At 40.2% G+C, this 13,937-nt stretch carries 10 protein-coding genes; 3 read left to right on the forward strand and 7 right to left on the reverse strand.

Annotated elements, in window-relative coordinates; genetic code table 11:
• Nucleotides 1-85 precede the first annotated feature (85 nt).
• Nucleotides 86-1,867, forward strand: a complete 1,782-nt coding sequence (locus AC4PG5_RS09555; RefSeq protein WP_492028673.1) for an aminopeptidase P family protein — start codon at nt 86-88, stop codon at nt 1,865-1,867.
• A gap of 12 nt (nt 1,868-1,879) precedes the next feature.
• The gene (locus tag AC4PG5_RS09560) at nt 1,880-2,395 is read left to right on the forward strand and encodes a gamma carbonic anhydrase family protein (protein ID WP_492028674.1); all 516 of its coding nucleotides are present in this window, start codon (nt 1,880-1,882) and stop codon (nt 2,393-2,395) included.
• Nucleotides 2,396-2,582: 187 nt separating this feature from the next.
• Here the strand turns inward: AC4PG5_RS09560 and AC4PG5_RS09565 are convergent, their stop codons facing one another.
• On the reverse strand, nt 2,583-3,803 hold the full coding sequence (locus tag AC4PG5_RS09565; protein ID WP_492028675.1) for a 3-deoxy-D-manno-octulosonic acid transferase: 1,221 nt from the start codon (nt 3,801-3,803) through the stop codon (nt 2,583-2,585).
• An 8-nt stretch (nt 3,804-3,811) separates the two neighbouring features.
• Entirely contained in the window at nt 3,812-5,329 is a 1,518-nt protein-coding gene (gltX, locus tag AC4PG5_RS09570; protein WP_492028676.1) for a glutamate--tRNA ligase, read from the reverse strand.
• A 94-nt stretch (nt 5,330-5,423) separates the two neighbouring features.
• Between gltX and AC4PG5_RS09575 the strand changes: the two genes are divergently transcribed.
• Complete coding sequence (locus AC4PG5_RS09575) at nt 5,424-7,481, forward strand: HD family phosphohydrolase (protein ID WP_492028677.1); 2,058 nt, start codon at nt 5,424-5,426, stop codon at nt 7,479-7,481.
• Here the strand turns inward: AC4PG5_RS09575 and AC4PG5_RS09580 are convergent.
• From AC4PG5_RS09580 to AC4PG5_RS09600, 5 genes are all read right to left on the reverse strand, one after another.
• Nucleotides 7,453-7,923 carry a low molecular weight protein-tyrosine-phosphatase gene (locus tag AC4PG5_RS09580; RefSeq protein ID WP_492028678.1) on the reverse strand — a complete coding sequence of 157 codons (471 nt, stop codon included), beginning with the start codon at nt 7,921-7,923 and terminating at the stop codon, nt 7,453-7,455. The genes AC4PG5_RS09575 and AC4PG5_RS09580 overlap by 29 nt on opposite strands.
• Before the next feature lie 4 nt (nt 7,924-7,927).
• Nucleotides 7,928-9,733: a DUF4091 domain-containing protein gene (locus AC4PG5_RS09585; protein WP_492030731.1), complete on the reverse strand. Its 1,806-nt coding sequence runs from the start codon at nt 9,731-9,733 to the stop codon at nt 7,928-7,930.
• Nucleotides 9,734-9,763: 30 nt separating this feature from the next.
• Nucleotides 9,764-12,214, reverse strand: coding sequence for a replication restart helicase PriA (gene priA / locus AC4PG5_RS09590; protein ID WP_492028679.1), 2,451 nt, complete (start codon nt 12,212-12,214; stop codon nt 9,764-9,766).
• A gap of 700 nt (nt 12,215-12,914) precedes the next feature.
• Nucleotides 12,915-13,493: a porin family protein gene (locus tag AC4PG5_RS09595; RefSeq protein WP_492028680.1), complete on the reverse strand. Its 579-nt coding sequence runs from the start codon at nt 13,491-13,493 to the stop codon at nt 12,915-12,917.
• Between the two features lie 178 nt (nt 13,494-13,671).
• Entirely contained in the window at nt 13,672-13,893 is a 222-nt protein-coding gene (locus AC4PG5_RS09600) for a DUF2795 domain-containing protein (protein WP_022385660.1), read from the reverse strand.
• Between the last annotated feature and the right edge of the window lie 44 nt (nt 13,894-13,937).

Raw genomic sequence — 13,937 nt, forward strand, 5'->3', positions numbered from 1 at the left:
CTGAACAAAAAAAACACACGATTCAGCAGTTGGAATTCAGTCAAAAACACTATCTTTGGTATTTGGAGTAAAAACAACTAAAACCATGGAAAAGATCATCAAAGAAAGAATAAACAGTCTAAGACTTACATTAAAAGCAGCAGATCTCAATGCTCTAATAATACCGAGCACCGACCCGCATTTAAGTGAATATATTGCCCCGCATTGGAAAGCACGAGAATTTATATCAGGATTTAATGGATCAGCAGGAACTGTGGTTATCACACTAGAAGAAGCTGGACTATGGACTGACTCTAGATATTTCCTTCAGGCAGCAGAACAATTGAAGAACACGGGGATTAAACTCTTCAAGGAAGCGCTCCCGGAAACGCCAAGCATTTCGGATTATTTAGGACAACAACTTCCAATAGGTGGAAAGGTGGGAATAGATGGAGCTTTATTCTCCATAAACCAAGTCAATCAATTAAAAGAGAGTCTTGCCGATTTTTCATTAGAAACTATCGTTATAAACGACCCAATATCAAGCATCTGGGAAAACCGTCCCCCAAAACCCCAAAGCAAGGCCTATAGTTATGACGACGTTTATGCCGGAGAGAGATGCCAAGACAAAATAGAGTCAATGAAATCGACTCTAGAAGGGAAAAAGGCAGAAGCCATTTTAATATCAGCTCTAGACGAAATAGCATGGACTCTAAATATAAGAGGGAACGATATTCATTGCAGCCCAGTCATAGTAAGCTACTTACTCATCACAACATCGCACACCATTTGGTTCGTTTCCCCTGATAAAATCACAAATGAACTAAAAGGATATCTTAAACGAGAAAATATTGAGGTCATTGATTACGAGAAAACGCTGACGTATCTAAAATCATTGTCGTTCAGCCGCATCATCCTAGATCCTCAAAAAACAAATTATGCGATTTATTCGGCTATTGGAATTGATAAAAATATATTATTTGAATCCTCTCCTATTGCTTTATTAAAAGCCCAAAGAAACGATACAGAAATACAAAACTTACACATTGCCATGCAAAAAGATGGCATTGCACTCACAAGATTTCTAATCTGGCTTGAGAAAGCAATCCACAATGGATCTGAGTCTGAGTTAAGCATTAGTGATCAACTACAGAAATTCCGTTCAGAACAAGAATTATACAAGGGGGACAGCTTTGACACCATTGCAGGGTATGGTGAACATGCTGCAATTGTTCACTACTCAGCAACCCAAACAACGAATTCGACATTAATGCCAAAAGGATTTCTTCTTCTAGACTCTGGAGGACAATACCTAAATGGTACAACAGACATAACGCGTACCATAGCCTTAGGTCCGCTGACTCAGGAAGAAAAAGAAGATTATACTTCAGTTCTAAAAGGACACATCGCACTTGCTTCCGCTAAATTTCCATACGGAACTAGAGGCACCCAACTCGACATCTTAGCTCACTTACCCCTCTGGAAAAAAGGATTAAACTATCTTCATGGTACAGGGCATGGCGTTGGCCATTTCTTAAATGTGCATGAAGGACCACAAAGTATAAGAATGAATGAAAATCCTGTCATTTTAAAACCTGGAATGGTGATCTCAAATGAGCCTGGAGTTTATAAAGCAGGTAGCCATGGTATACGTATTGAAAACCTAGTATTAGTAACCAAGGACGAAACAACCCCATTTGGTGACTTCTTAAGATTTGAGACACTAACCCTATGTCCTATTTGCAAAAAAGGCATTGTAAAAGCAATGCTCTCTAGCGAAGAAATAGAATGGATAAATAATTACCATCAAAAAGTTTACTCGTCTCTATCTCCATCATTAAATGATAATGAGAGAGAATGGTTAAAAGAGGCTACTTCAACACTTTAAAGAAAAGAAAAAATGGCATTAATAAAATCAGTCAGAGGATTTACACCTCAAATTGGCAAGAATTGTTTTTTAGCAGATAATGCAACAGTCATTGGCGATACTGTTATTGGAGACAATTGCAGCATATGGTTTAATACCGTATTACGCGGAGATGTCAACTCGATTTACATTGGCAACAATGTTAACATACAAGATGGAAGCGTATTACACACACTTTATCAAAAATCGACGATTAAAATTGGAAATTACGTCTCTGTTGGGCATAATGTTACGATCCATGGAGCAGAGGTCAAGGATTATGCACTTATCGGCATGGGATCGACTATCCTAGACCATGCCGTTATCGGTGAAGGTTCGATTATTGCTGCCGGATCTTTAGTCTTAAGCAATACCGTTATTGAAGCAGGCACCATATGGGGAGGAGTTCCTGCAAAATTTATAAAAAAGGTAGACCCTGATCAAGCAAAAGAATTAAACCAAAAAATTGCGCACAACTATTCAATGTATGCACAATGGTATCAAGAGTAAAAGCATCAGAATCATAAAAAAAAGGATCAAGAGCTTGGCTCGATGAATTCTTGATTAAAAGCGTGACGACCTTTACCCGCAATAAAAAAAGCCATATCATTCCTCAAAACAGAGTCTGATATGGCTTTTACAATTTTATTTAGAACTTACATTCTTTAGAATGGTCATCTTTACTTTAGCCCACCCTCTAGAAATTGATCATATTCATTATTCGATCGGTAGCACCTGAATTTCCCAGGACATAATTTCCGGCATTTGTTCCAATCTCATGCAAGAAGTCCTTCTCATGATAAAAACGATCCAACAATAGTTGAAGATCCTCAAAGTCCTTTACCGAAAAAGCACCCTGAGATTCCAACAATTGAATCGCCTCCAAAAACTTCTGATATTTAGGGCCAAACAACACAGGGATTCCATAAACAGCAGCTTCCAATGTATTATGTATACCTACACCAAAGCCGCCACCGATGTAAGCGACATCGCCATATCTATAAATAGATGAGAGCAAACCAAAGCAGTCAATGATTAAGCAATCAGCCTTACAGACATTCTGATCATCTGCTTTCGTATAACGCACATAAGGGCGACGAAGCTTAGCTATGATTTCAACCAAGTGATTCTCATCAATCACGTGAGGAGCAATGATGAGTTTCATCTCGGGATGATTGTTAAAATATTCTAAGAACAGATCCTCATCGGGTCCCCAAGAGCTACCTGCCACTAAAGTAAAAGTCCCATTTTTGAACTTTTCAACCAGAGGTAACTCTTTCGCATCTTCACGAATTTGCAAGACTCTGTCAAAACGAGTATCACCAACCATTGTAGCACGAGAAATACCTATTTTAGAAAGATAACGCTTAGAGGCCTCATTTTGAACAAATAAATGATCAAAATTCTTAAGCACATTCCGATAAGTCCCACCGTACCATTTAAAAAATATCTGATCGCGTCGAAAAATTGAAGAGACACTATAAACCGGTATACGACGTTTATGAAGCTCATCTAAATAATTCTTCCAGAACTCATATTTAATAAAGAAGGCCATGCGAGGATTCACGATATTCAGAAACTTCTTCACATTCCGTATCTTGTCAAAAGGCAAATAACATACGATATCAGCCCCACGATAATGTTTACGCACTTCGTAACCCGACGGAGAGAAGAATGTCAACAAGATCTTATATTGTGGATACTTAGCTCGAATTTTCTCTATTAATGGACGCCCTTGTTCAAATTCTCCTAATGAAGCCGCATGAAACCAGATGTATTCAGAACCGGGCTCTACCTGTTGGCGAAGCAGTTCATAAACCACCCAATGCCCTTTCATCATCTTACGCGGCTTCCGGCTAAATGGCGCAACAAGATGCACCAATAGATCATAAAGTCCTATTGCTATATTATAAAGCATACACACGATTACTTCAAAACTTCTATTGCACGTTTCATGCGAGATAATGTTTCTTCCTTACCTAGCACCCAACTAATATCAAACATATGAGGCCCCTTTCCTTCACCAACCAACGTTAGTCGGAAAGCATTCATGATATTTCCAGTATGATATTCCTTTGCAGCGATCCAGTCCATTACAACTTTTTCCTGATTCTCAATGCTAAAATCGTCAATAGCTTCAATCACTTCCGACAATTCAGTCATGCATCGCGCAGAGTCCTCTTTCCAACGTTTCTTCGTTGTTTTTTCGTCATAAGAAGTCGGTGCGACAAAGAAGAAGCCGGCAGCATCCCACAATTCAGAAACAAAACTAACACGATCTTTCATCATGCCTACAACAGTCACGACTTTATCAAAATCAGCCTCAACCCCGTGTTCGGTCAAAACAGGCAAAAACAGTGTTGCTATTTCTTCGTTTGATTTTTTCTGAATGTATTGATGATTAAACCACATTCCTTTCTTATAATCAAACTTAGCTCCCGATTTACTGCAACGTTGCAAGTCGAAGAGTTGAATCATCTCTTCCATCGACATGATTTCTTGATCATTTCCAGGGTTCCATCCCAATAAAGCCAAGAAATTAATGACAGCCTCAGGCAAATAGCCCGATTCACGGTAACCGGAAGAGACTTCATTCGTTTTGGGATCATGCCATTCTAAAGGAAAAACAGGAAAACCAAGACGGTCACCATCACGTTTACTCAACTTTCCATTACCTTCCGGTTTCAACAACAAAGGTAAATGAGCAAACTTAGGCATCGTCTCTTCCCATCCAAACGCACGATATAATAAGACATGTAATGGCGCCGACGGCAACCACTCTTCACCACGAATGACATGAGATATTTCCATTAAATGGTCATCCACAATGTTGGCTAAATGATAAGTCGGCAATTCATCAGCCGATTTGTAAAGAACTTTATCATCTAAGATGGAAGAATTTATTTTGACCTCGCCACGAATAATATCTTCGACGCAAATATCTTCATTCGGTTCTATTTTAAAACGAACCACATATTGTTTACCTTCCGCAATCCAAGCTTCAACTTCACCTTTCGACAAGGTTAAAGAATTACTCATAAAGCCACGAGTGGACGCATCATATTGGAAATTAGAGATTTCTTCACGCTTAGCATTTAACTCCTCAGGAGTATCAAAAGCAATATAAGCCTTATCGTTTTCCAACAATTGTTGAACATATTTCTTATAAATATCACGCCGTTCCGATTGACGGTATGGTCCAAAATCACCACCGAAACTAACTCCTTCATCGAAATGAATGCCTAGCCATTTAAAAGATTCTAAAATATAGTCTTCGGCTCCTTCCACAAAGCGATTAGAATCCGTATCTTCAATACGAAATATTAACTCTCCGTTATGCTGACGTGCAAACAAATAATTATATAAAGCAGTGCGTACACCACCAATATGTAATGCTCCTGTTGGACTTGGAGCAAAACGTACTCTTACTTTTCTTTCTGCCATAATTGCTTTTACTATAGGTAAATCGCAGCAAAATTAAGCCTTTTTTTTCACACTATTGTTTTTTTTTGTACTTTTCGAAAAAAAATCAAAGTTAATGAAACTTTCTAAAAACAAAAGAGGGATTATATCCAATGAAGCGTTATACAGAATCCTCTTATTCGTCATAACAGTTACTGCAATTGTCTATTTTCTACCACGTGAAGGAAAGTTCAACTATCAGTTTGCGATCAACAAGCCTTGGAAATATGGGCAGCTAATGGCAACCTTCGACTTCCCTATATATAAAGAAGACCATGTCATCAAAAAAGAACGCGATAGTCTAATCGCGAGTTTCCAGCCTTATTTTGAGATTGATACCTCAATGACAAAACAGATGCTAGCCGCATTCAAGAAGGATTATCAGTTAAAGAAGATACATTTCCCATCCGAACATTACTATCGCTACATTGAAGATAATCTAAAACGGATCTATAACGCAGGAATTATATCCTCCGAGAGCAGGAATGAGATTGGCGATAGTACATTATCAGTCATGATTGTCAATGAGAAACTGGCAAACAGCAAACCGATTAAAGACATATTCACCACTAAACAAGCGTACGAAGCCCTACTGTATTCAGATACCACACATTTTAATCTCAACATCATAAAACAAAGTTCGCTACACAACTACATTACGGCCAATCTTAAATATGATCGTCCTCGAACAGAAACAGCCAAAGAGGAATTATTAAAGACATACTCATGGGCAACGGGAATGATCATTAGCGGACAGAAGATTATTGACCGAGGAGACATTATAGATAAAGAGACTTATAACATCCTGGAATCTTTACGCAAAGAATCGATAAAACGGAGTGAATCCTCTATACAAAAGCGTTTAATATTGGGAGGACAAACTCTTTTCGTGGGGATACTTGTCTTGGGATTTATGTTATACCTAGACTTGTTTAGGAAAGACTACTATTCGCATAAAGGAAGTGTCTCACTCCTATTCACCTTGATCATCTTCTACTCCATCGTCACAGCGTTAATGATCACACATAACTTTTTCAGCATATATATTATTCCTTATGCTATGCTACCGGTTATTGTCAGAATATTCTTTGATTCCAGAACGGCTTTTATCACCCATGTGTTAACAATATTGCTTTGCTCTATCGTCTTACGTTATCCTTATGAGTTCATTCTGGTACAACTCACAGCCGGACTAGCCTCAATATTTAGTTTACGAGAGCTCTCGCAACGTTCACAACTTTTCAGAACAGCCCTATTGGTTATCATCACTTATGCCATCGTTTATTTTGCCTTTGAGCTGATTACAGAAAACGATTTCTCAAAGATAAATGGCAGAATGTACACCTATTTTGTTATCAATGGAATCTTGTTACTGTTTACTTATCCTCTGCTCTTTTTACTAGAGAAAACATTTGGATTTACATCGAATGTAACTCTTGTTGAGCTCTCAAACATCAACAATAACCTGCTCAGGAGATTATCAGAAACAGCTCCCGGAACCTTCCAACACTCCATGCAAGTGGCTAACCTGGCCGCAGAAGCAGCCATCAGAGTTAAAGCCAAAAGTCAGCTGGTCCGCACAGGAGCTTTATACCATGATATCGGAAAAATGGAGAATCCGGCTTTCTTCACTGAAAACCAATTAGGGACTCTAAACCCTCATAAACGACTCAGCTACGAACAGAGTGCAGAAGTCGTTATTAATCATGTCATTGACGGCCTAAAATTGGCTGAAAAGCACAATCTCCCACAAGCTGTCAAAGATTTCATCGTCACCCATCATGGTAAAGGAACAACTAAATACTTCTATATCTCTTGGAAGAACGAGCACCCCAATGAAGAACCTAAAGAAGAGCTGTTCCACTATCCCGGTCCCAATCCATTTTCAAAAGAAACAGCCATCTTAATGATGGCTGATGCTGTTGAAGCGTCGTCACGTAGCCTTCCTGAATATACAGAAGAAAGCATCGGCTCGCTAGTAGAACGGATTGTTGATTCTCAAGTTGCCGAAGGGTATTTCAAGAACTGCCCCATCACCTTTAAAGACATTGAGACGATAAAATCCGTCTTTAAAGAAAAGCTAAAAACGACCTATCACACCAGGATTAGTTATCCTGAGTTAAAGAAAGGATAAGTCCTTCACAAGCGTCCTCAAGAATATCAAGTACATACTCGAAGCCTTCCGATCCTCCATAATAAGGATCGGGCACATGATCGGCGACCATTCTTTGACAGAAATCGGTCATTCTCACGATTTTACTCCACTCTTCTGTTGACGGAGATTTCTCTTTAAGATCGTCTATGTTACGATCATCCATACCTATGATATAATCGAATTCATAGAAATCATCCACAGTCACCGGACGTGATCGATGAGTCAGCAAATAACCACGTCTAGCCGCATGCGCTCTCATACGCGAATCAGGCAACTCACCTTGATGATAAGACAAGATTCCGGCAGAATCAATCACAAAAAGGTCCTTCAAGCCTTTCTCCTCCAACAAATGAAGCATCACTCCCTCTGCCGAAGGACTACGGCAAATATTTCCCAAACAAACAAATAAGATCTTCTTCACGGTCCTAAAATTGATTTAATTTTTTCAAGGCCTCATCGATTGTCTTTGAAGGCGCTTTAATGTCATAATCGAACAAGTCAAATGGTGAAAGCAATCGCTCTAGGCGCTTCTGCCGAGAGGCATCTCCCTTCTTCTCAAACTCCTTTCTTAAAAGACTGATCTTCTCATGAGCCTGAATTCCCTCCAATAATTTCTCAAAGCGAATAGAGGTACGAGCACCCGGGTATACCAAATAAGTATCACCACCAGCCCAAGCGCTAAAACGAGAGTCGAGCAACGGTTCAAGAGGCCAACTATTATAAGCCCAACGCAAATAACCATCTAATTCTTTCTTCGCACAATAGTAGCCAATCCACGCTGCTTCAGCAGGATCAGAGAAAGTAAAGGTGTTGGGGAAAGACTCCGTACAACACGTATAAAAGGTGGTCGGTTTTCCTTCTTCTAACCTACGCTGACGGACATCCAATGGAAAATCCTGACCAATAGTAATACAATAATCATAAATCTCTTTTTCTATTTCTTGATGATAGTTACCGGCTAAAGATATCTTAAATTCCGGATCAGCTTTACGAATAACCGCCAGAGTTTTCTGCATCACGTCCATCGGCCGTTCGTCCATCGCAATTGTGCATCGATCAAACCATCCCTTCTCCTTCAAATGAGCAGCAAACGATTTCAACATTGGTATCCAAAGCTCTTCATAAGATTTTTCTCCGGGAGCAGCCTTAATCACTTGCATCTGATCTGAGGCTTGATCATAATATCTGAACGATAATTTCCATGGAACCATAGAATAACAATTGATCTGCCGGTCGATCCCCTGTTCCATCATAAACTCCACCCAACGATCAAAAATGGTATAATCAAACGCCCAAGTCCCATCCGCTCTCTTCATCCAAGTCACCATCGTTTCATAATAGTCCTCCGTTTGAGCATTCCAAGGCTTATGCATAATACTCGCTGTGATCACTTTCTGTCCCGCTTCCGCAAGCATCTTCATCAAAGGACGCATCGCTTCAAAATGCGCATCGCTCCACAAAGGCACCTGATGATAACGAGCAACGGCAAAAGGATTCTGCCATAAGTCCAAGTGAAAAGCCCAATCCTTAGGTTGTGGTAATACTCTAGGAAGCACCTTTATCTTCAAATCAAGACTACGAACCACACGATGCCCCTCTTTGATAATCACTTTCCCTTTGTACAAACCAGCAAGAGTCTCCATCGGTATCCGGCATTTCACCCAAATAGGCCGCGTAGAATAAGGCTCTAGAGCCATGCTTTTTAAAGAGAAATCAATTGGATCAGCAACTAAAAGAGAATCAAATTTTGAGTGATCCGGTCGATAGCCGCACCCACCTTTACCACCTTTATTTAATTCGTCGGTCATGACATACCGTACAAAACCAATCTCAAACGCTTCTGCAGGAATCACCTCCCCTTTAGCGTTAGAAAAAGTCGTTAACTCAGCCGTCAAGGCCTCAATGCCCTCTCGCGTCCAGACCACAGCTTGCGCATTTAAGCACTCGCCACGCCATCCGGTGATGGTCGTAACCTCTTGTTTACTTTTCAACGGAAGTGCATGTTTCGCATAACGTCTGTTTGTAGTCCCCCAAGAAACATTGATCTTTCCCGTCGTCGCCCAATCTGTCTTATTAGGAGAAGCATGGTCAGGTAACTCTTGATAATCTGATAGAGGGAATTTCACTTGATGGGTCGGTGTACCACATTGCGTGATCCCTTGTTGTGTTTGTGCTTGTGTGAAAAAAACATTAATCACAATCAATAAGCCTGTGAAAAGAAGTCGTGACATCATTGCATTAAAAAATTAAAGTTTATAAAATTAAACCGGATCTACATCATAATAGATCATCAATCCCTTAGCTCGTTCGTTTGTGTTCATTTCCGCCTGAACGCCTATCAGCAAATCTCTGACGTGACCAATAGCCGCCTGGCACTCTACCTTGATAATCATCTTTTTAATAAAAAGCGATTGGATGCGAGCAACCGGAGGTTTGTCCGGACCAAGCACCCGATTTCCAAAAACAGCGCGCAGCTTTCCGCCCATCACATTCGCCATTTCATCTAACGTTCGCTCATCTTTATGTTTCAGATAAACATAAATGAGGCGATAAAAAGGAGGATAATGAAACATCTGACGTTCAGAGAGCTGACAGCCCACCATCCCTTCAAAGTTGTTCGTCATCACTTGCTGAATAATCGGATGATCGATACTTTTGGTTTGCAGAATAACCTTTCCCCGATTATGTTTGCGCCCGGCACGTCCGGCCACCTGAGCCATCAACTGAAAGGCTCGTTCATAAGCTCTAAAATCGGGATAATTCAGCATCGTATCAGCATTCAAAATACCCACCAGACTGACATGTTCAAAGTCCAATCCTTTCGACACCATTTGTGTCCCAATAAGAATATCCGTCTTTTGCTGTTCAAAATCGGCTATAATCTTCTCATAAGAGGTACGCGTCCGTGTGGTATCTAAATCCATACGTGCCACATGAACCTCCGGAAATAACGTTTTAATATCATCCTCTATCTTTTCGGTACCAAATCCCCGATACAATAGTTCCGTTCCTTCACAAGCCGGGCACTTCTTAGGTAGTTGATACGTATAGCCACAATAATGGCAAGTCAGCTGATTCAACCCCTTATGATAAGTTAGGCTAACATCACAATTTTGACATTTAGGCACCCATCCACACGTATGGCATTCCATCATTGGAGCAAACCCTCGTCGATTCTGGAACAAAATAACCTGTTCCTTCTTCTCCAACGCCCGCTTTATCGACTCGATCAACATCGGAGAGAACTGCCCCACCATACGCTTCTTACGATAAAGTTCCTTAATATCGACAGGAATAATCTCGGGCAACATGATATCCTTATATCGTTCTTTAAGTCCCACGAGCCCATATTTCCCTTGAACGGCATTCTGCCAAGTCTCAATAGACGGAGTTGCGGTTCCAAGCAATGTTTTAGCTCCAGACATTGCCCCCAAAACAATAGCCGCATTTCGGGCATGATAACGTGGGGCCGGATCTTGCTGCTTATAAGTCGCTTCATGTTCTTCATCCACAATGATCAAGCCCAACCGTTTAAAAGGAAGAAAAACAGATGAGCGTACTCCTAATATAATATCATAATCACCGTCTTGTAATTGCTTTTTCCAGATCTCCACCCGTTCTGCATCAGCAAATTTAGAATGATAAATGCCCAATCGGTCGCCAAAGACCCGACGCAAACGTTCTGTGATCTGTGTGGTTAAAGCAATCTCAGGCAGCAAATAAAGCACTTGCTTTCCTTTTTGAATGGCTTCATGAATCAGATGAATATACACCTCGGTCTTACCACTAGAGGTCACTCCATGCAACAGGCAGACACTTTTATCTAAAAAACAAGCTTGAATCTCTTCGAACGCTTTTTCTTGAGCAGGATTAAGGGAGTTAAGGTGAGCAATCTCACCGATCTCATGACTTAATCGGCTTTTCTCATGCGTATAAACTTCTACTATATTTTTGCTGATCAGCTCATTGAGAACCGAAGAAGAAACAGAAGCTTTAGTCAGAAGTTCTTGTTTTGAGACTTCCCGACGTTCTCCCCCCAATATCCCGGTCAGCTCGACGAGCCTCATCAAAAGTTCTAATTGTTTTTTCGCGCGAGATAAGCGATCGAACACTAAATTCAAATGTCGCTCCTCGGCAGAGCCGGCCAGTCGAACAAAGTATTCAACCTTAGGCTTGTATGTTCGCCGAAGTTCTTCTTTAATAAAAATTGCTTCTTTTTCCAAGAGCGACTTAATCACATGCAAAGCAGATTTCAGTCCCACCTCTTTCTCGAGTTTGGTGACCGACAGTTCTTTCACCCTTGAAAGAACATCCAGTATTTTCTGTTCATTAACAGGAAGCACACCATCAGCCACAAAATCCGGATTACCTTCCACGATCGTCTCACTCTCAAGTTTCAACCCGGAAGGCAAAGCTGCTTTATAAACATCTCCCAAAGGACATAAATAGTAAGAAGAAATCCAATTCCAAAACTGAAGTTGTTGATCCAATAAGATTGGGGTTTGATCTAACACGCTAACAATGGACTTCAACGCGTATCCTACAGGGGCAGAATGATGTACACGAAGCACAATTCCCGTATAGAATTTCTTAGAGCCGAAAGGGACAACAACCCGGCATCCCACCTCAACCTTCTCTAATTCTAGAGGAAGACTGTAAGTGAAACATTGAGATAACGGCAACGGCAATACGACATCAACATATTTATTCATACCGAGACAAAGATACAAAAAACATTCTGACTCAAAGTACTACCTAGAATGCAAATCTTCATCACAACTTTCACCTTTCATTTTTCACATCCGATTAAACACAGAAGTACCATCGCTCATCTCTTCCGATCTGTTGCACATCGCTTCGGATGCCCCTATTCACCACCCCAAAGAGTAGAGCGAAGTCCTAGTTTATTAAACCTATCGTATGCCATGATATAACCATAGTCTGAAATATTCCCTCTCTTAGAGTTATTTTTTGAGTTTTATCTGCCATCTGTCACAAAAAGGCAACTAAGCTACTGATTGACAGATCAGAAAAGGGGTGGCAGATCGGTGTGACAGATGGGTGGCAGATCAATGATCTACCACCTCGTGGAGGTGCATTTTCCTGTCGTTTCAGTTTCCTCCTTTGATAATCGAGTTTCCTCCCTTCGAAATTTATTTTCAAAGGAGGAAACTTTTGTTCCGTTAGGACAAAAATGAGATTATCAACGTATGAAACTCAGAAGGCGACGTAAGCTACGATTTACAGGCACACTTTGCTAGAATTTTAATCACGGTGAATTTGCGCTTAAAAGACCGGGAGACGGAAAAAAGAATCTCCCACCCCTCATTAAAAAGCCAATGAATAGGGCCTTTCTAATGAGATGTGGGAGATGTGAAATAAACAATCGTTGTTTACTCTTATAGAATCACATTAAAACATATAAGCAACAAGCACTTGCCAAGTCTTTGTCTTATACGACTCCTCAGCATTATTGAGCGTAAATTTGGCTGTATCGGTTAAAGGCATATTCCAATTGACACCCACCTGTAGATGTTTCACAAGTTTCACTCCCGCTCCAAGATTCAAACCAACCTGAGCTTTCTTCCGATCGAAAGAGTCCCAAGTGATCGATTCATCTTTCTTAAAATCAAAATAGAAGTCAGGACCTGCAGAGAGATAAATGCCAAGCATGCTTCCCAATCCGATATTATACTTTAAATTAATTGGAATATCAATACCGTTCTGCTTTATCGTTTGGTCATTCAACTTCACTCCACGTTGAGAAAACAAGACAGCTCCATCAACACCCAAACCCACAACGGGAATAGTGACTTCTGCCATTGGGCCAATAAAGAATCCGGTGAAGTTATCTTTCTTAAAAGCATCCGTAGAAAGACTTGCTTTCGACAAATTCAAGCCACCTTTAACTCCAAAACGGATTTGGGCTTGGGAAGGCATAGTCATACCAATGCATACAACTATGAATAGAAAACTAATAATTTTTTTCATAAGGTCAAATATTAAATTTGCGACAAATATAACACTCTAAAAACGTAAAAAAAGTACAGACTGTTCAAAAAAACATTAAATAAGAGACAAAAAGGCACATCGGCTTTACCATAAAACAAAAGTGTCTAAGCTTATCGAAAGCTTAGACACTTTTGCTTTATTCAATCAATTTTGCCGATCAATACTCATCTTCATTAAAAAAGAAGTCTTCTTTACTCGGATAATCCGGCCAAATATCTTCTATACTCTCATAGATTTCACCTTCATCTTCCATCTCTTGGAGGTTTTCTATGACTTCAAGAGGTGCACCCGATCTCATGGCATAATCAATAAGTTCATCCTTGGTAGCCGGCCAGGGAGCATCTTCTAGCTTTGATGCTAATTCCAAAGTCCAATACATAAGCTTCAGTATTTAAAAGTGTTGATATTTAATACTTAATCTCT

The organism is Bacteroides sp. QWL-09, from assembly GCF_058683585.1.